At 74.3% G+C, this 18,639-nt stretch carries 13 protein-coding genes; 7 read left to right on the top strand and 6 right to left on the bottom strand.

The window, feature by feature from the left end; genetic code table 11:
• Positions 1–83: 83 nt before the first annotated feature.
• Positions 84–2,456 carry a glycoside hydrolase family 65 protein gene (locus ACIQ8B_RS23125; protein ID WP_403549211.1) on the top strand — a complete coding sequence of 791 codons (2,373 nt, stop codon included), beginning with the start codon at positions 84–86 and terminating at the stop codon, positions 2,454–2,456.
• Positions 2,457–2,531: 75 nt separating this feature from the next.
• Here the strand turns inward: ACIQ8B_RS23125 and ACIQ8B_RS23120 are convergent, their stop codons facing one another.
• From ACIQ8B_RS23120 to ACIQ8B_RS23105, 4 genes are all read right to left on the bottom strand, one after another.
• On the bottom strand, positions 2,532–3,896 hold the full coding sequence (locus tag ACIQ8B_RS23120) for an FAD-dependent oxidoreductase (RefSeq protein ID WP_106411041.1): 1,365 nt from the start codon (positions 3,894–3,896) through the stop codon (positions 2,532–2,534).
• Between the two features lie 159 nt (positions 3,897–4,055).
• Positions 4,056–6,782, bottom strand: coding sequence for a SpoIIE family protein phosphatase (locus ACIQ8B_RS23115; RefSeq protein ID WP_403549209.1), 2,727 nt, complete (start codon positions 6,780–6,782; stop codon positions 4,056–4,058).
• 687 nt (positions 6,783–7,469) lie between these two features.
• Positions 7,470–8,015, bottom strand: coding sequence for a hypothetical protein (locus tag ACIQ8B_RS23110; RefSeq protein ID WP_403549207.1), 546 nt, complete (start codon positions 8,013–8,015; stop codon positions 7,470–7,472).
• A 29-nt stretch (positions 8,016–8,044) separates the two neighbouring features.
• A complete protein-coding gene (locus tag ACIQ8B_RS23105) occupies positions 8,045–8,578 on the bottom strand; it encodes an ATP-binding protein (protein WP_403549250.1) in 534 nt (177 codons plus the stop codon).
• Positions 8,579–8,770: 192 nt separating this feature from the next.
• Here ACIQ8B_RS23105 and ACIQ8B_RS23100 point away from each other — a divergent pair, with 192 nt between their 5' ends.
• Positions 8,771–9,004 (top strand): DUF397 domain-containing protein, encoded by a 234-nt coding sequence (locus tag ACIQ8B_RS23100; protein ID WP_006133007.1) that lies wholly within the window; start codon positions 8,771–8,773, stop codon positions 9,002–9,004.
• 173 nt (positions 9,005–9,177) lie between these two features.
• Positions 9,178–10,098 (top strand): helix-turn-helix domain-containing protein, encoded by a 921-nt coding sequence (locus tag ACIQ8B_RS23095; protein ID WP_403549204.1) that lies wholly within the window; start codon positions 9,178–9,180, stop codon positions 10,096–10,098.
• 92 nt (positions 10,099–10,190) lie between these two features.
• Here ACIQ8B_RS23095 and ACIQ8B_RS23090 read toward each other — a convergent pair whose 3' ends face one another.
• Positions 10,191–11,012, bottom strand: a complete 822-nt coding sequence (locus tag ACIQ8B_RS23090) for an SAM-dependent methyltransferase (RefSeq protein ID WP_403549202.1) — start codon at positions 11,010–11,012, stop codon at positions 10,191–10,193.
• Positions 11,013–11,300: 288 nt separating this feature from the next.
• Here ACIQ8B_RS23090 and ACIQ8B_RS23085 point away from each other — a divergent pair, with 288 nt between their 5' ends.
• Both ACIQ8B_RS23085 and ACIQ8B_RS23080 read left to right on the top strand, forming a co-directional pair.
• Entirely contained in the window at positions 11,301–11,810 is a 510-nt protein-coding gene (locus ACIQ8B_RS23085; protein WP_403549200.1) for a hypothetical protein, read from the top strand.
• A gap of 172 nt (positions 11,811–11,982) precedes the next feature.
• Positions 11,983–13,686, top strand: coding sequence for a tetratricopeptide repeat protein (locus ACIQ8B_RS23080; RefSeq protein WP_403549248.1), 1,704 nt, complete (start codon positions 11,983–11,985; stop codon positions 13,684–13,686).
• Between the two features lie 64 nt (positions 13,687–13,750).
• Here the strand turns inward: ACIQ8B_RS23080 and ACIQ8B_RS23075 are convergent, their stop codons facing one another.
• Positions 13,751–13,933: a hypothetical protein gene (locus tag ACIQ8B_RS23075; protein WP_290003349.1), complete on the bottom strand. Its 183-nt coding sequence runs from the start codon at positions 13,931–13,933 to the stop codon at positions 13,751–13,753.
• 761 nt (positions 13,934–14,694) lie between these two features.
• Between ACIQ8B_RS23075 and ACIQ8B_RS23070 the strand changes: the two genes are divergently transcribed.
• Both ACIQ8B_RS23070 and ACIQ8B_RS23065 read left to right on the top strand, forming a co-directional pair.
• Positions 14,695–15,597 carry an alpha/beta hydrolase gene (locus tag ACIQ8B_RS23070; protein WP_290003350.1) on the top strand — a complete coding sequence of 301 codons (903 nt, stop codon included), beginning with the start codon at positions 14,695–14,697 and terminating at the stop codon, positions 15,595–15,597.
• Between the two features lie 209 nt (positions 15,598–15,806).
• Complete coding sequence (locus tag ACIQ8B_RS23065; RefSeq protein ID WP_403549197.1) at positions 15,807–18,599, top strand: LuxR C-terminal-related transcriptional regulator; 2,793 nt, start codon at positions 15,807–15,809, stop codon at positions 18,597–18,599.
• Positions 18,600–18,639: the final 40 nt, after the last annotated feature.

Here is an 18,639-nt window from a genome sequence, read left to right as displayed (position 1 = left end):
CCGGGCCGCCGCGGCACCCCGGCGCCCTCGTACGGGACCGTACGACCGTGTGCGCGGCGGTCGTCGGCGGGAGGAGCGGCGAAGTGACGGGCTGGACCTGGCAGTACGAAGGCTACGACCCCGCCGACGAGCGTCTGCGCGAATCACTGTGCACCCTCGGCAACGGCTACTTCGCCACCCGTGGCGCGCTGGCGGAGTGCACCGCCGACGGGGTGCACTACCCGGGCACCTACGCGGCCGGCGTCTACAACCGGCTCGTCTCCGCGGTCGGCGGCCGGCAGGTGGAGAACGAGGACGTCGTCAACCTGCCCGACTGGCTGCCGCTGCGGTTCCGGCTGCCCGGCGACGACTGGCTGACCCCCGACACCGGGACCGTCCTGGAGCACGCCGTCACGCTGCACCTGTCCTCCGGGCTGATGGAGCGCCGGACCCGGTACGGGCTCGGATCCGAGGGCGCGCTCCTGGTGCGGCAACTGCGGTTCGTCCACATGGCCGACCCGCACCTCGCGGGCCTGCGCACCGAGTTCACCGCCGAGGGGTTCTCCGGGCCGCTGGAGGTCGAGGCGGCACTCGACGGGGGCGTCACCAACGCCGGGGTGGCACGCTACGCCGACCTGGACGGCCGCCACCTCACCCATGTGCTCACCGGCAGCTCGCGCGGCGACACCGTCTGGCTGCGCTGCCGCACCCGGACCTCCGACATCCGCGTCGCCCTCGCCTCCCGGCTGACCTCGCCCGCGTCCGTCATCGTCCGGCACGACCGGCCGCGCGCGGTGCAGGCGACCCGGCTGGAGCTGGCGGCCGGCCGGACCCTCACCGTCGACAAGGTCGTCGCCCTGCACACCTCCCGCGACCCCGCCATCAGCGACCCGCTGCACGCCGCCGTCGACCGGGTGCACCGGGCCGCCGGCTTCGACGAGCTGCTGGCGCCCCATCTGACGGCCTGGCAGCAGCTCTGGCGCCGGGCGGAACCGGACGTGCCCGACGAGGCGGGGCGCATCCTGCGGCTGCACCTCTTCCACGTCCTGCAGACCCTCTCCCCGCACACCGCCGACCTGGACGTGGGGGTCCCGGCCCGGGGCCTGCACGGAGAGGCGTACCGGGGGCACATCTTCTGGGACGAGCTGTTCGTCCTGCCGTACCTGAACCTGCACTTCCCGGAGGTCTCCCGGGCGCTGCTGCACTACCGCCACCGGCGCCTCGAGCGCGCCCGCACGGCCGCCCACGACGCCGGGCTGCGGGGCGCGATGTACCCGTGGCAGAGCGGCAGCGACGGCCGTGAGGAGACCCAGCAGCTGCACCTCAACCCGCGCTCGGGCCGCTGGCTGCCCGACCACTCGCACCTGCAGCACCACGTCGGCTCGGCGATCGCGTACAACGTGTGGCAGTACTGCGAGGCCGCGGGCGACGAGGAGTTCCTGCACACCAAGGGCGCGGAGATGCTGCTGCAGATCTCCCGCTTCTGGGCCGGCTCCGCCGCCTTCGACGACCGGCTGGGCCGGTTCCGCATCAAGGGCGTGGTGGGGCCCGACGAGTACCACGAAGGCTACCCGGACGCCCCCGAGCCCGGACTCGACGACAACGCGTACACCAACGTCACGGCCGCCTGGGTGCTCGCCCGCACCGTGGAGGTGCTGCGCCACCTGCCCGCCCCGCGCCGCCGCGAGCTGGCCGAGCGCACCGGCCTCGACGAGGCCGAACTCGACCACTGGGACCACGTCTCGCGCACCCTGCACGTCCCCTTCCACGACGGCGTCATCAGCCAGTTCGAGGGGTACGGCGAACTCGCCGAGCTGGACTGGCGGGGCTACCGGCGCCGGTACGGCGACATCCGGCGGCTGGACCGGATCCTGGAGGCCGAGGGCGACACCGTCAACCGCTATCAGGCGTCCAAGCAGGCGGACGTCCTCATGCTCGGCTACCTGTTCTCGCCCGCCGAACTGCAGGGCGTCTTCCGGCGGCTGGGACTGAGCCTGGACGAACGGACCTGGCGGCGCACGGTGGACCACTACCTGCACCGCACCAGCCACGGCTCCACCCTCAGCGGCCTGGTGCACGGCTGGATCCTGGCCCGGGCGCGCCGCGCGGACGCCTGGAAGTTCTGCCAGGAGGCCCTTCAGTCCGACATCGCCGACATCCAGGGCGGCACCACGGGCGAGGGCATCCACCTCGGCGCCATGGCCGGCACCCTCGACCTGGTGCAACGCGGCCTGACCGGCCTGGAGACGCGCGGCGGAGCCCTGTGGCTCGACCCCGTGCCCCTGCCGGAGCTGTCCTCCTACGGCTTCACCGTCCGCTACCACGGACACTGGGGTGTGCGGCTGCGGCTGGAGAGCAGGCTGCTGGAGATCACCGTGCCCGCCGCGGGCCACTCCCCGATCGAGGTGCACCTGCCCGGACACCGCGCGGTCCGCGTGGACCCGGGCGAGACGGCCCGGCTGGCCCTGCCGGAATGACGACGCCGGACGCCCGGCCGGCGCGGAACCGGCCGGGCGTCCGGCGGACGGGCCCCGGCCCGGGGCCCGAGGGTGTCAGGCGCCGCTCTCGCGGAGCATGTCCTCACGCTCGACGATCTTCACGCGCTCACGGCCCTGCGGCTCGCCCAGCGCCTTCTCCGCCGCGTCCAGGCGGTACCAGCCGTCCCAGGTGGTGTAGCGGACGCCGCGCTCGGCGAGGAACGCGTCCACCGCCTCGGGGTCCGGGGAGCCGGGCGTGCCGAGCCGCCCGTGGGCGTAGTCGTCCAGCAGGTTGGCCACGGTCTCGTTGGCGTCGCCCTTGGTGTGCCCGATCAGGCCCACCGGACCGCGCCGGATCCAGCCGGTGACGTACGTCGACGCCAGGTGCTCGCCGGTCTCCTGGATGACCCGGCCGCCCTCGTCGGGCACGGTGCCGGACTCGATGTCCCAGGGCAGCTTGGGCAGCTTGTCGGACAGGTAGCCGACCGCGCGGTACACCGCGGTGACGTCCCAGTCCTTGAACTCGCCGGTGCCCTTGACGTTGCCGGTGCCGTCGAGGGCGGTGCGCTCGGTGCGCAGGCCCACGACCTTGCCGTCCTCGCCGAGGATCTCGGTGGGCGACTCGAAGAAGTGCAGGTACAGCTTGTGCGGACGGTCGCCGACGTCGCGGATCGCCCAGTTCTCCAGGGTCTTGGCGACCATGTCGGCCTGCTTGTTGCCGCGCCGGGTGGCGATCGAGCCGTCGTCGTAGTCGATGTCCTCGGGGTCGACGATCACCTCGATGCTGGGGGAGTGGTCCAGCTCCCGCAGCTCCATCGGGCTGAATTTCGCCTGCGCCGGGCCGCGGCGGCCGAAGACGTGGATCTCCATCGCCCTGTTGGCCTTCAGGCCCTCGTAGACGTTCGGCGGGATCTCGGTGGGCAGCAGCTCGTCGGCCGTCTTGGCGAGGATGCGCGCCACGTCCAGGGCGACGTTGCCGACGCCGAGCACCGCGACCTTCTCCGCCTCCAGCGGCCAGGTGCGGGGCACGTCCGGGTGGCCGTCGTACCAGGACACGAAGTCCGCGGCGCCGTAGGACCCGTCCAGGTCGATGCCCGGGATCGGCAGCGCGCGGTCGGCCATGGCGCCGGTGGCGAAGATCACACCGTCGTAGAAGGCGCGGAGGTCGTCGAGGTGGACGTCGGTGCCGTAGTCCACGTTGCCGAACAGGCGGATCTGCGGCTTGTCGAGCACCTGGTGCAGGGCGGTGATGATGCCCTTGATCCGCGGGTGGTCGGGGGCGACGCCGTAACGGATCAGTCCGAACGGCGCCGGCATCCGCTCGAAGATGTCGATGGACACACCGGGATCGGCGGCCACGTCGGACTTGAGCAGGGCGTCGGCGGCGTAGATCCCGGCGGGGCCGGATCCGACGATGGCTACCCGCAGGGGGCGGGGCATGGTCAGGTTCCCTTCGAGCGATGACAAGCGTCTCGCGGGAAAGCCTAAACTGAGGCTTGCCTTACCTGGTACGCGGGTCCGGTCTATGGGCTCATAAGCCGATCTTATGCCCTGTCCCCAGGTGATCTTATGGGGCGGCGCCAGGGTCCTCACGGAGCCTCAGGGCAGGTTCTGCTCCGCCCAGATCACCTTCCCGGCGGGCAGATAGCGCGTGCCCCAGCGCTCGGCGAGCTGCGCGACCAGGAACAGTCCGCGCCCGCCCTCGTCCGTCATGGTCGCGTACCGCAGGTGCGGGGCGGTGCTGCTGCTGTCGTAGACCTCGCAGATCAGGTGACGCTCGTACAGCATCCGTACCTGGATGGGCGCGGCGCCGTGCCGCATCGCGTTGGTGACCAGCTCGCTGAGGATCAGCTCCGTGCCGAACGTCAGCTCCTCCAGCCCCCACTCGGCCAGCTTCCGGGTCACCGCCGCCCGCACCTCGCCCACGGCCGCCGGGTCCGACGGCACCGGCCACTGAGCGATCCGCCCGGCGGGCAGCGCCCGGGTCCGCGCCACGATCAGCGCGATGTCGTCGGCCGCCTTCGCGGGACGTCGGGCCTCCACCACCGCCCGGCACGTCTCCTCCGGGGAGTCCCCGGCGCCGGCCAGCGCCTCCCGCAGCCGCTCCAGACCGACGTCGATGTCGTGCTCGCGGTCCTCGACCAGTCCGTCGGTGTACAGCACCAGCCTGCTGCCCTCCGGCAGGTCCAGCTCGGCCGACTCGAACGGCAGGCCGCCCAGGCCCAGCGGGGGACCGGCGGGCACGTCCGGGAACTCCACGTGCCCGTCCGGCCGGACCAGCGCCGGCGGCGGATGGCCCGCGCGTGCCACGGTGCAGCGCCGCGTCACCGGGTCGTACACGGCGTACAGGCAGGTCGCGCCGATGACCGGGGCGACGTGCTCGTCCTGCGCCTCGTCCTGGTCGATCCGGCCGACCAGTTCGTCCAGCAGCGCGAGCAGCTCGCCGGGCGGCAGGTCGAGCGCGGAGAAGTTGTGCACCGCCGTGCGCAGCCGGCCCATGGTGGCCGCCGCGTGCAGCCCGTGCCCGACGACATCGCCGACCACCAGCGCCACCCGGGCGCCGGACAGCGGCAGCACGTCGAACCAGTCGCCGCCCACCCCGGCCTGCGCGGGCAGATAGCGGTAGGCGATCTCGAGCGCGTTCTGCTCGGGCAGCGTGCGCGGCAGCAGACTGCGCTGCAGCGTCACCGCCATGCTGTGCTCGCGCGTGTAGCGGCGGGCGTTGTCGATGGACACCGCGGCCCGCGCGACCAGCTCCTCCGCCAGCGCCAGCTCGTCGTCGTCGAACGGCTCCGGCTTGCGCGAACGCCAGAAGCTGACCACGCCCAGGACCAGGGAGCCGGCCCGCAGCGGCACCGTGATCAGCGAGTGGATGCCGTACTCCACCACCTGCGCGGAGCGCTCCTCGTCCTGGGCATGCCAGCCCGGCGCCTCGTCGAGCCGCGGCTCCAGCACCGCCCGGCCGGTCGTCAGGCTGCGGCCCTGCGGGGACGACCCGACGAAGCGGATCTGCTGTTCCCTCGGGTACAGCGGGGCGTCGTCGGCGACACCGGTCCGGGCGGTGCGGCGCAGCGCGGCGGCCGCGTCGGGGTGACCGCCCCCCAGCACCGACTCGAACAGGTCCACGGTGACGAAGTCGGCGAACCGGGGCACGGCCAGGTCCGACAGCTCCTGCGCGGTCCGCGCCACGTCCAGGCTCGTGCCGATGCCCACGCCCGCGTCGTAGAGCATGTTCAGCCGCTCGCGGGACTCCTCCGCCCGGCCGGACAGCGCCCGCAGCTCGGTGGAGTCGCGGACGGTGGTGACGCTGCCGCGGTGGCGGCCCGCCGGGTCGGTGGGACGCTGGTTGACCGCGAGCAGCCGGTCACCCACCGGAAGCACCTCGTCCGTGGCGACCCGGCCCGAGGACAGCAGCTCCGTCGTGGCCGGATCCAGCCCCAGGTCCCGGACGTGCCGGCCCTCGGCGTCCTCGGGGAGGCTGAACAGACGGCGCGCCTCGTCGTTGGCGAGCAGCAGCGTGCCGTCGTCGTCGAGGATCATCACGCCCTCGCGCACCGCGTGCAGCACGGCGTCGTGGTGTTCGTACATCCGGGTCATCTCGTGCGGGCCCAGGCCGTGGGTCTGGCGCAGCAGACGTCTGCTGATCAGGGCCGCGCCACCGGTCGCCAGGGCCAGCGCGGCGAGCGCCGCGCCCAGTACCAGCGGAAGCTGCGCCTCCGTCACTCCGCCGACGTTCTCCGTGGTGATGCCGGCCGACACCAGGCCGACCACCTCGCCGTCCGGGTCCTCCACCGGCACCACGGCCTGCACGAGGTGTCCGATGGTGCCCTCGATCTCCTCCACGACCGGCTCGCCGGCCAGAGCGGGCTCGGTCGTGCCGACGAACCGCTTCCCGATGCGGTCCGGGCGGGGGTGCGTGTAGCGGATGCCGTCGGTGTTCATGACGACGACGAAGTCGACGTGCGACCGCTCGCGGGCGGCCTCGGCGCGCGGCTGGAGCACGGCCGTGGGGTCGGGGGACTCCAGCGCCTCGATCGTGCCGGGGGCGTTGGCGAAGGTCTCGGCGACGGCGAGGGAGCGGCCGCGGGCCTCCTGCGTGCTGTCCCGCTGCACCTGGAGCACCAGTGCCACCACGGCGGCGACGACCAGAAGCAGCACCATCACCAGGTGCAGTACGAACACCTGTCCGGCGACGCTGCGCCCGCTCACCACCGACCGCAGCCCCGCCACCGGATGCCACCCCGAGCGGCCGCTCTCCTGCCGCCGGCGCCGCACCGAAGCCGCCGCACCGGACCGCTGGGGCGACCGGGTCCGGGATCGACCCATGAGTCGGACCATGTGCCATGTCTACACTGCCGCGCGAATCGAGGCGAGGGTAGGCCGCTGCCGCGGGGCTCGGAGGGGGCGCCGCTCCCCGCCTGTGGGGCTGGCCGACGCGTCTCGGGGCGCCCGCCCGGCCTCTCCCGCCGGGGGCGTGTGCCCCGGGCGGCCGAGGACGGCGCGTGCGTCGACGGGTGCAGGGGCCGGTATGTCCGTCGGACGACGTGAACGCGCTGTTCGCTCCAGTACACCCCGGCGCTCCCGTGCGCGCCGGGGCGCGCACGGAGGCGCGGGGTGCGCGGGGTGTGAGGTTCATGGGCGCGTTCCGGCAGCCGCGGGGAGCCGCCCCGGCGCACCGGGGAGCACCACGAGGTGTGCATCGGCGTGGAGGCGCGCAGGGCGCGCAGCCGCACCGCGGAGTGTGCGGGGCGCGCAGTGCGTCATGACCTGCACGGGTGCTCCGCGGAAGGACGCGGGTCGCGCGCGGTCTTCCCCCTCGGCCGCGCGCGACCCTCCCCCCGACGCGCGACCCGTCCCCCGAACAGTCGCGCGTCTTCTCGGCCGGGCCCGCCCCGTGCGGGGCGTCCCGGAGTGTGCGGGCCCGTGGGACGGGCCCATGGCGCCGGGCTCGGAGCCCGCGCCGACACGCCCTGCCGGCGCGGGGACGGTACGGGAACGGCCGGGTCCGGTGGTTCAGTCGGCCAGCGCCCGCGCCAGTTCCGTACTGGCGCGCGCGATCTCCGTGTCCGGCTCGGCCAGCAGCCGGTTCAGCTCACCGCGCCGGGCGCGCACCGCCTGGCGCGCGGCCCGCTCCCACACCACCGGGTTCTCACGGCGGTTCAGCAGCTTGGGGTACGCGGCGGCCGTGCTCTCCCACTGCCGGGCGTCGGCGATGGCCCTCAGCAGCTGGATGATGCCCGCCCGGACGGTGACGTGCGGCAACTGCGCCAGCTCCCAGAGGAACGGGACCGTCGCGGCGGTCGCCTGCTCCGTGACGAAGCCGTACTGGCAGATCCGTTTCCGCAGATCCTCGAGGGCGGCCCGGGCCGTGTCGGCGTCGCCCCAGGCGATGCCGTTGAGCAGCAGGGGAATGGCGGCCGCCGATCCGGTGGAGTCCTGCATGTCGGCCCACGGCACCCGGGACAGGGCCGTGAGGGGCGTGGACCGTGCCACTTTGGTGGGGGACGTGTGGCGCACTGGGCGCTCGCTGCTCGGCTGTTCCGTAGAAGCGCTGCGCATGGCGTGGGTGCCTTTCCGCGGCAGTCGTGTCAGATGGGCGGGCGGGTGGACAACCGGGCCCACACCGTCTTGCCCGCCGGGACGGCGGGGAACCAGCCCCACGCCTCGGACAGGGCGTCGACGATGCGGAGCCCCCGGCCGTGCTCCTCCAGAACGGCGTCACCGCCGGGGGAGTGCCGCACGGGCGGGTGGTCGTCGGGGTCGGAGACGGTGAGCAGCAGGTGCGCGGGCTCCAGACGGAACCCCAGCCGGACGGCCGGCTCACCCGGGCAGCGCGACGCCGCGTGGGTGACGGCGTTGGCGGCCAGCTCGGTCATCACCAGGGTGGCGTCGTCGCTGCACTGCCGCAGCGACCAGTCCCCGAGGGTGTCGCGGGTGAAGGACCGCGCTCGCGCGAGGCCCTCCCCGCTGCAGGCGATGCTCACCGCCGCGTGGGGGGCGGCGGCGGGCACCGTCGACAGCGGGGGCCCGTCCTCGTGCGGCACCGCCGGCAGCGGGCCGAACGGCCCGGCACCGGCGCCACCGGCCGGTAAGACGGCCGAGGCCGCCGACCGGAACGTCAAATGCGCAGGTGATGACACGGCATCTCCTCGATGCGACGTCAGGACGGGGCGCTCCCGCAGGGGTTGACGCCGCGGCTATTATCCACGCTGTCAGCGCTCCCGTGCAATTGCACGGGAAATTGCGCGAGGTTTTTCGCCAAGCGTGGTGACGGCCGTGCGCGGCGGGACGGGATCAGCAGCAAGGAGACAGCGGTGCCTGGAGTGCGGAACGGAGTGCGGGCCAGCCAGTTGGACGCCCGCTGGATAAAGAGCCGGCACAGCAACGCGGAAGGCAACTGCGTCGAGGTCGCGCCGCTGTCCGGCGGCGACGTCGCGATGCGCAACTCCCGCGACCCCGACGGCCCGGCCCTCGTGTACACCGCCGCCGAGCTGGCCGCCTTCCTGGCGGGGGCGAAGGACGGCGAGTTCGACCATCTCGTCCGATGACGGGCCCCCGCGCCCGATGACCGCCGTGCGGCCGGCGTGGGCCCTTGGGGGCGGCGCCGGTGAGGCGGAATGCAACTGCCTGATTCCGATCGGCATGTCGCATTCTGATTCCGTGAGCCGGCATCAGATGCGATAGTGTGAATCGCCCTTGTGCCGGTCTGCTGGGAGTCAGGATGTCCGCCGCGTCGCATCGCATCTCCCGTCTGGAACCCTATCTGGACAGGCCCGAGCCCGCGCCGACCTTGCTCAAGATGCTGGTGGGCGTGCAGCTGGCCGGTTTCCGTGAGGACGCCGGACTGTCCCAGGACCAGGCGGCCCGTTCCGTCGGCTTCAGTGGTGCCAAGCTGTCCCGCATCGAGTCCGGCAAGGGCCGCCGCCCGCCGGCCGAGGCCGACGTACGGAAGCTGCTCGACCTCTACGGCACCGACGCCTACGCGGCCTCCGTCCTCCTCAAGCTGCTCCGGCGGGCCGGCGAACCGGGCTGGTGGCAGCGGTACGACAAGCGGCTGATGCCCGAGTGGTTCGACCGCCTGGTCGGACTCCAGGAGGCCGCCGCCACCATCCGTACGTTCGAGATCCAGTACGTCCCGGGACTGCTGCAGACCGCCGACTACACCCGCGCGGTCGTCGAGCGCGGACTGCCCAACGCCCCGGCGAGCGAGGTGCAGCGGCGGATCGAGCTGCGCATGCACCGGGCCCGGCTGCTGCTCCGCGAGGACGCCCCGCAGCTGTGGGCCGTCATCGACGAGTCGGTCCTGCTGCGTGTCCTCGGCGACCGCGCCGTGATGCGCGAGCAGCTCGGCCACCTCGCCGCGATGGCCGAGCGGCCGAACGTCACCCTGCAGATCGTCCCGCTGGACGTCACCAACGCCTCGGCGCCCGCCATCCCGGTGACCTACCTGCGCTTCGGCGGCCTCGACCTGCCCGACGTGGTCTACCTGGAGCAGATCGGAAGCGCCAACTTCCTCGAGGACCGCGACGAAACCGAGGAGTACCGGATCGTGCTCGACCGTCTCGCCGACGAGGCGCTCACGCCCCGCGCGTCCGTGGAGATGCTGCGCCGCACGCTCGAGGAGCGCTACGCCCTCTCCTGACGAGCGTCGTGCCCGAGGCGTCGCGCCCGGACGCACCGACGTCCCTTCCGGTCCCACGAGACCCGGTGGAGGGCGGCGCGGGACCGGGAGAGCTACTCGGGTATCCGGCCCACGCCGCCGAACTCGACCCACTCCCGCGTGAGCTGAACGGGCGCCACCTCCGTGTCCGGACGCCAGGTGGACACCTCCACCAGGCCCGGGTCGAGAATCTCCAGCCCTTCGAAGAGCGCCTCGACGTCCTTCTCCTGGCGGACCCGGCCCCAGCGTCCCTGGGTCGCCTGGTCCATGAAGCGGGTGACGAAGTCGCGGACCTTCTCGTCCTCGCTGACCAGCTGGCACATCACCATGAAGCTGCCCGGCGCGAGCCGCTCCCGCACCCGGTCGGCGACGGCCCGCGGACCGTCGGTGTCACTGTCCGGAATGCAGTGGAAGACCGAGTTGAACAGCACGCAGACCGGCTCGTCGAAGTCGATCAGCCGCTGGGTCTCGGCATGGCCGAGGATCCTGTCGGTGTCGCGCATGTCCGCCTGTATGACCACCGTGCGCTCGTCCTGCTCCAGCAGGGCCCGGCCGTGCACCAGCACCATCGGGTCGTTGTCGACGTACACGACGTGGGTGGTGGGGTCGACGCGCTGCGCCACCTGGTGGACGTTGTCCTGCGTGGGCAGGCCGGAGCCGTGGTCCAGGTACTGCCGTATTCCGTACTCCTGGGTGAGCGTGCGGACCACGCGCTGCAGGAAACGCCGGTTGTTCAGGGCCAGCCGGCGGGTGCTCGGCACCACCTTGTCGAGTTCCTCGACCGCGGCCCGGTCCGCGGCGTAGTTGTCCCTGCCGCCCAGGTAGTAGTCGTACATGCGCGCGGCCGTCGGCACGGTGGCGTCGATCTCGGTGGACAACTGCTTACCGGCGTGCATCGTTCCCCCTGTGGAGTGCCGCCCCAACTGGACTGGCTGGACAGGAAATACATCCTAGGGAGGGCCGAACGGCCCTTGCCAGTCCGTCGGTGAACATAACCCCGAAGGAATGGTGAAGGTGTGTCAGGTCGTCACTCCGAGTCGCGTGATGAGTGTGAGGAGTGAGGGCCCGGCCGGTGAGGGGGAGGCGGGCGCCCGCCCCGCGACATCCCCGCGCCGTGAAGGCCGCACCACCGTGGACAGCCCGCCGGACCGGCTCACCGACCCCTGGGCGTGCGCACCCTTCACGTGCCCGGACCGAACGCCGCCGCGCCGGACGTCCGGGCGGAGATCCTCCCGGCGGAGGCCGCCGTGCCGGACCCGGCCGGCGGTGACCTGGTCCAGGTCACCGCCCCGCGCGGGGCGCTCCGGGCCCGGCTGCGGACCGTGGCGGTCCGTGACGGCGTGGTGCCCGTGCCGTTCCCCTACGGCTGCCGGGACGCCCGCGGGGCCACCGGCCGCCCCGGACGCGCCGCCGACGGGACCACGGCGTCGAGCTGTCCGGCCCCCGCGGCCGCACCGCGCCCGGCGCGCTCGCCGCCCTCGCGAGAAGGCCGCCCAGGTCCCGGACGGCGCCCGGAGACCGGGCTGCTCCTCCCGGAGGACCTGTGCGCCCCGCACCCGGCCGCCGTCCGCGGCTCCCCCCGCCGGGAGATACTCGCCCGGACCGCGCGGGCCGCCCGCGACCGGGCCCTGCTCGATCCGGCCCTCGACCGCCCTCCGGGACGCTGCGGCAGATGCGCTGGACCAACACGATGATCAAGGTGCTGTCGCCGCAGCTCCACGCCGGCGTCCGACCTGCCCCGGGACCGGTTCCGCGGTGCGCCTGCGGGGCCGTCCGTGCCCCGCTATCGTCGGTTTCGTCCCCATGGGACGCCGGCCGCCTGACGAGCGGCGGCCGGCCCGGCCGGACCCCCGGGAGGCGGGCACCATGGACGGCTACTACGACCTCGGCTCCTACCGACGGCCCGTGTCGACGACCTCCCCCGAGGCCCAACTCTGGTTCGACCGCGGGCTGATGTGGACCTACGCCTTCAACCACGAGGAAGCGGTCGCCTGTTACCAGAAGGCCGCCGACGCCGACCCCGGCTGCGCGATGGCCCACTGGGGCATCGCCTACGCGCTCGGCCCCAACTACAACAAACCCTGGGAGGCCTTCGACACCGAGGACCTCGCCCGCACCGTCGAGCGCACCCACGCGGCCGTCGAACGCGCCCACGAGGCGGCCACGGTCCGCGCCACCCCCGTCGAGCGGGCCCTCGTCGAGGCCCTGCGCGCCCGCTACCCGCAGGCCCGCCCCGAAGGCGACTGCTCGGTGTGGAACGGACCGTACGCGGACCGCATGCTCGCCGTGCACGAGAGCGCCCCCGGCGACCCGGACGTGGCCGCGCTCTGCGCCGACGCCCTGATGAACCTCACGCCCTGGCAGCTGTGGGACCTGAGGACCGGCCGCCCCGCCGACGGCGCCCGCACCGCGGAGGCCGAGGCCGTGCTCGACGGCGCCCTCGCCACCGAGGCGGGCGCCACCCACCCCGGCGTGGTGCACCTCTACATCCACCTGATGGAGATGTCCCCGACCCCGGAGGCGGCCCTCACCGTCGCCGACCGGCTGCGCGGAGCCGCGCCCGACGCCGGTCACCTGCTCCACATGCCTTCGCACCTCGAGGTGCTGTGCGGCGACTACCGCCGGGTCGTCTCGGACAACACCGCCGCCGTCGCCGCCGACGAGAAGTACCTCCAGCGGGCCGGCGCGATGAACTTCTACACGCTCTACCGCTGCCACAACCACCACTTCCGGATCTACGGCGCCATGCTCGCCGGACAGTCCGGGGTGGCCCTCGACGCGGCCGCACGCCTCGAGGCCGCCGTGCCCGAGAAGCTGCTCCGGGTGGAGAGCCCGCCCATGGCCGACTGGCTGGAAGCCTTCCTGGCGATGCGGTTCCACGTGCTGGTCCGCTTCGGCCGCTGGGACGACATCCTCGCACTGCCCTTCCCGGACGACCCGGAGCTGTACTGCGTCACCACCGCGATGCTGCACTACGCCCGGGGCATCGCCCTGGCCGTGAAGGGCGACACCGGGCGGGCCGACGCCGAGCGGGAGGAGTTCCGCGCGGCCGTGGACCGCGTGCCCGCGAGCAGGGTGCTGTTCAACAACACCTGCCACGACATCCTCGCCATCGCCTCGGCGATGCTGGACGGCGAACTCGCCTACCGCAGGGGCGATCACGACACCGCCTTCGCCGCGCTGGAGCTGGCCGTCGAACGGGACGACACCCTGCTGTACGACGAGCCGTGGGCCTGGATGCAGCCCGCCCGGCACGCCTACGGCGCGCTGCTGCTCGAGCAGGGCCGGGTCGCCGAGGCGGAGGCCGTCTACCGGGCCGACCTGGGGCTGGACGACACCCTGCCCCGGCCGCTGCAGCACCCGAACAACGTGTGGGCGCTGCACGGCTTCCACGAGTGCCTGCTGCGCGACGGCAGGACCGGCGAGGCCGTGATCGTCGCCCGTCAGCTGCGGCAGGCGGCGGCGCTGGCGGACGTGCCGGTCCAGGCGTCCTGCTTCTGCCGGCTCGACACGCACGGCCCGGAGGCGGGGGAGCACGCCCCGGGAGCGGGGCGGCACGCCTGTCACTGAAGCGGCGCCGGCGGACCCGGGTGGTGCCCGGGCCCGCCGGCGCCGACGGGGGCGGCCGTGGTTCTCAGCGGGACGCCACGACGGCCTGGAACGACTGCATGCAGGAGAAGCAGTGCCGGTCCGTCGTGTCGCGCCGGGGTGATTCCCTCTCCTTCTCCACCCCGCACAGCGTCGAGGTCTTGTCCGGGGTGAGAACGTGCCAGACCGGCTCCCCCGAAGTGTCCGCACCGCACCACATCTCGTGCATTCCCAGCTCCCTCCGGGTAGGCATGGAGGCCGCTTCCATACCAGCACGGGGGGCGTCCGTACGGCTCCTCCGGCGGGCCAGTCGGGTGACGCGGGGTCCCGGCACGCATACGCGCCGGCGCGGACGGGTCCTGGAGGGACGACGAAGGCTCCGATCGGGGTACACCCGCCGCCCGGCCCGGGCGGCCGACGCGTCACCGTGCGCGGAGGGACCGTCGGCCTCGCCTGCTCCGACCGGGACGCCGTGGAGTTCCCGCGCCGCGCCGGGCCGCCGGAGGCCGAACGGCTCCCGGACGGTCACGCCCGGGTGAAGCGGGCCGGCGGCCGGGCCCACGCGCACGACGCCGCACAGAGCGGCGGCGCCCCGGGAACCGGGGCGCCGCCGCCACCGTCGGCGCCGACTCCGACGGTGACCGTGCCCGTCCGGGTACCCCGGCCGGACCCACTCATGCAGTCCGCCTGTTCTCTTGCCCCGGGGGACGTGACACCCCCCAGGGGCGTGTCGGCGCACAGTGGCGGCGAGACCCCCAGGAACGGGGCCCCACCGGCCCGCAGGTCCACGCCCGGGCCGGCCCGCCCCGCGAAGCGCCTCTCCCACGAGACCGGTGATTTCGCCGGTCCGCGACCGCCCTCTCCTCTCCGACAGTGGCACCGCCAGTCAGAAGGCGACGCCCCCGGCCGGGGCACGGCTCCCCGTCCCACGCCGTGATCCCGTGCATCGGCCGGCCGGGCGGCCCGCCGTGACAGAGAGGACCACTCGTCGTGCAGCAGCACCCCCCCACCAGCACGCGCAGGACCGGCCGCCTGGCCGGACTGACCGCGGCGCTCGCCGCCGTCGTCGCTCTCAGCACCCTCACCGGCCCCGGCGCCCACGCCGCCGACAACCCCTACGAGCGCGGACCGGCGCCCACCGAAAGCAGCATCGAGGCCCTGCGCGGCCCGTACGCCGTCTCGGAGACCTCCGTCTCCAGGCTCGCCGCGACCGGCTTCGGCGGCGGCACGATCTACTACCCGAGCACCACCGCCGACGGAACCTTCGGCGCCGTCGCCATCTCGCCGGGCTTCACCGCGCTCGAGTCCTCCATCTCCTGGCTGGGCCCGCGCCTGGCCTCCCAGGGCTTCGTGGTGTTCACCATCGACACCAACAGCACCCTCGACCAGCCGGCCTCCCGCGGCGACCAGCTGCTGGCCGCGCTGGACTACCTCACCCAGCGCAGCTCCGTCCGCAACCGCGTCGACAGCAGCCGGCTGGGCGTCATGGGCCACTCCATGGGCGGCGGCGGTTCCCTCGAAGCCGCCAAGGACCGGCCCTCCCTCCAGGCCGCGATCCCGCTGACGCCCTGGAACCTCGACAAGACCTGGCCCGAGGTCCGGACCCCCACCCTGATCTTCGGCGCCGACGGCGACAGCGTCGCGCCCGTCACCACCCACGCCGAGCCCCTCTACAACGGCCTGCCCTCCTCCCTGGACCGGGCCTACCTGGAGCTCAACAACGCCACCCACTTCACCCCGAACTCGTCGAACACGACGATCGCGAAGTACAGCATTTCGTGGCTGAAGCGCTTCATCGACAACGACACCCGGTACGAGCGGTTCCTGTGCCCGCTGCCGGCGCGGAGCCTGACGATCGAGGAGGCGCGGGGCAACTGCCCGCACACCTCCTGACGACGCCCCTCGGTGGCGGTCCGCGGACGACGCGGGCCGCCACCGCCGTTGTGCGGGGGCACCGCACAAAGCCGCCCGGACTGGGCCGCGGCACAGTCCCCGCCGTGCGTCCCGGTGGAAGAACCCGCTGATGACACGGCCGTTGATGGTGCGTCCGGCGACGGACGTATACCTTCCGCATGACCTTACGCGTGAGTAAGGTCACGGGAATGACCGGATACCCGACCGCGCGGCAGCGGCTGACCGCCGAGCTGCTGGACGCGCTGCGCACCGACGGCGGCGTCCGCGTCGTGACCGGTGAACCCGGTTGCGGCCGCACCACGTTCCTCGACCACGCCGCCCGCCTCTTCCGCGCCGGCCCGGTGCGGCACGTCCGCGCCGGCCGCGTACGCGAGCTGGACGACGCCCTGCGGACGGCCGCCGTGGCCGGGCCGCTCCTCGTCTGCGTGGACGACGCCCACCTGTGGGACGCCCCGTCCCGCGCCGCGCTCGCCCGTGCCGCCGCGCGGGTGCGCCGGACGGGCTCACGGGCGGGCCTCCTGCTGACCGTCGCCGGCCACCGCCCCGTGGACCCCGAATTCGCGGACCTGCCCGTCCTGCACCTCGGCCCGCTCACCCCCGGGGACGCGGCGCTCCTGATCCGGGAGGCCGCGGACGGCGCCGTCGACCCCGGCGTACGGGACGAACTGATCACGGCGGCCGAGGGCAGCCCCGCGCTGCTGCTGACGCTGGTCCGGCGGTTGTCGCCCGCCCAGCTGAGCGGACGGCGGGCGCTGCCCCGCCCGCTGGTCGACGGCGAGGCGCTGACCGGTGTCGTCGGCGACCGCCTGCCCGGCCCCGGCGGCCTGCTCCTGACGGTGGCGGCGGCCGCGCAGGCGACGGGGGAGGAGGACGCGGACGCGGATCTCGTCCTCCGCGCGTGCGACGAGACGGCGGACGGGCCGCTGCCGGAGCTGCTGGCCCGCGGCGAGGGCCGGCTGCGCTTCCGCAGCGCGCTGATGGCCAGAGCGGTGTACGCCACCGCGCCGCCCGGACACCGCCGCGCCGCGCACCGTGTCCTGGCCGAGGCGGCGACCGGGACGCACGACGCCGTCCTGCCCCTCCTCCACCGCTCATGGGCCGTCGCCGGCCCCGCCCCCGGCCTGGCCACCGCCCTGACGTCGGCGGCGACCGACCCGGCCGTCACGGCGCCGCCCGCCCTCCGCCGCCGCGCCCTGGTCCGCGCTGCCGAGCTCACCCCGGACGAGGCGGAACGCGCCCGGCGCCACCTCGCCGCCGCCGAGCAGGCGCTCCTGGCCGGCCACGCCGCCGACGCCCTGTGCCTGCTGGACCGGGCCCGCGGCCGCTCGGTACCCGCATCCGTGCGCGGCGGCGCGGAACTCCTGCGGGGCGCGGTGCTCCTGGCCGACGGCCCGGTGGAGGACGCCCGCGAGTCCTTCCTCCTCGCGGCGGGCCTCCTGGCGCCCACCTCCCCCCACGCCGCGGCCCGCGCGACCCTGGGCGCGGCAGACGCCTCCTGGTCCGCCGGCGACCCCGCCTCCTGCCTCTCGGCCCTGGCCCCCGCCCACACACCCCCCGCGCTCCCGTTGGCGACGGCCTGTGTCCGCGTCCCGAGAACACCTGCCTCGGCCGACGACCCCGCACTCCGTCGCGGGCCGTCGTACCTCGCCCAGAGCCCTGAAGGCGTCGGGGAAGCCCCAGCGGCACGGGCGGGCGCGGCGGCACCCCACGCGGCGCGCACCGCGCGGACCGCCGCCGCGGCCACCCCGCCGGCCGGTGACCTCGTCCGCGACCACCGCGAGGGCATGCGCGCCGTCCTCCTCGCCCGCTTCGACCTCGCCGCCGCCCCGTTGCGGCGCGTGGTCGAACACGGCCTCCACGGCAGCGACCCCGATCCCCTCCTCCGCTCCGCCGCCGCGGCCCTCATGCTGGGCGACGTCCCGTCCGCCCGCCGCGCGGGCGCCCGCGCCCTCGCCGCGGCCCGCACCTCCGGCTCCGCCGCCCTGGAACCCCGCGCCCTCGAGTACCTCGCGTACGCCGAACTCCGCGCCGGCCGCCACCAGCTCGCCCGCACCCACGCCGAGGAGGGCCTCCGCACAGCCGAACGCACCGGACAGCGCAACACCGCCGCCCACCACCACGCCGTCCTCGCCCTCGCCGCGTCCATCGAGGGCGAGGCGGACCTGGTGGCCGAGCACGCCGAGGCGGCCCTGCGCACCGCCCGCCGGCACGGGCTCGCGCAGGCGTCGACCCTCGCCCACTGGGCCGCCGCCCGCGCCGATCTGGGCGGCGGCCGCCCCCGCGAGGCGGCGCAGCGGCTCGGCCCGCTGGTCCGCCCCGGCGCCCGCCGCGGCCACTTCGCGGTGTGGATGCTCGCCGTCCCCTGTTTCGTGGAGGCCGCCGCGTCCGCCGGACGTCCCCAGTACGCGGCGGCGGTCGTGGAGGACTTCGCGCTGTGGGCGGCCTGCGGCGCCGACCCCCAGGCGCCCGCCCAACTCCTGCGCTGCCGGGCCCTGCTGGCCGCACCGGACGCGGCGGACGAGCTGTACCTGCGGGCCCTGGACCAGCACGACGCCGCCGCCGACGACTTCGAACGCGCCCGCACCGGACTCCTTTACGGCAAGTGGCTGCGCCGCCGGCGCCGGCTCCGCGAGGCCCGCACCCGCCTGGAGGAGGCGCGCATGGGCTTCGAGCACTGCGGCGCACGCCTCTGGGCGCAGCAGGCCGCCGCCGAACTGCGCGCCGGCGGAGCGGCCCCGCCCGCCACCCCCGCGGCGTCCTCCGGCGCCGGCGAACTCGCCCGCCTCACCCCGCAGCAGCTGCGGATCGCCCGGTACGTCGCCGAGGGCGCCACCAACCGGGAGGTGGCCCTCAGCCTCTCCGTGAGCACCCGTACCGTCGACTACCACCTGCGCAACGTGTTCGCCACGCTCGGCCTCCGTTCCCGGGTCGAGCTGGTGCGTCTGGTCGAGCAGGAGGAAAAGACCGGTGCACGACTCTAGGGACCGACCGGACGGTATGCCATCCTTCGGGGCAGGACGA

Origin of the sequence: Streptomyces sp. NPDC096105 (genome assembly GCF_044763335.1) — a bacterium.
Classification (GTDB): domain Bacteria; phylum Actinomycetota; class Actinomycetes; order Streptomycetales; family Streptomycetaceae; genus Streptomyces.
Note: the sequence above shows the minus strand (reverse complement) of the source record. Positions and strands in the feature narration are given on the sequence as shown.

What these genes read in the sequence shown, in the direction of transcription:
- ACIQ8B_RS23110 (WP_403549207.1), bottom strand. Translation starts at nt 8,015, where the DNA reads ATGCGCAGCGCTTCTACGGAACAGCCGAGCAGCGAGCGCCCAGTGCGC.
- ACIQ8B_RS23065 (WP_403549197.1), top strand. Translation starts at nt 15,807, where the DNA reads ATGACCGGATACCCGACCGCGCGGCAGCGGCTGACCGCCGAGCTGCTG.
- ACIQ8B_RS23095 (WP_403549204.1), top strand. Translation starts at nt 9,178, where the DNA reads ATGTCCGCCGCGTCGCATCGCATCTCCCGTCTGGAACCCTATCTGGAC.
- ACIQ8B_RS23075 (WP_290003349.1), bottom strand. Translation starts at nt 13,933, where the DNA reads ATGCACGAGATGTGGTGCGGTGCGGACACTTCGGGGGAGCCGGTCTGG.
- ACIQ8B_RS23120 (WP_106411041.1), bottom strand. Translation starts at nt 3,896, where the DNA reads ATGCCCCGCCCCCTGCGGGTAGCCATCGTCGGATCCGGCCCCGCCGGG.
- ACIQ8B_RS23080 (WP_403549248.1), top strand. Translation starts at nt 11,983, where the DNA reads ATGGACGGCTACTACGACCTCGGCTCCTACCGACGGCCCGTGTCGACG.
- ACIQ8B_RS23115 (WP_403549209.1), bottom strand. Translation starts at nt 6,782, where the DNA reads ATGGGTCGATCCCGGACCCGGTCGCCCCAGCGGTCCGGTGCGGCGGCT.
- ACIQ8B_RS23090 (WP_403549202.1), bottom strand. Translation starts at nt 11,012, where the DNA reads ATGCACGCCGGTAAGCAGTTGTCCACCGAGATCGACGCCACCGTGCCG.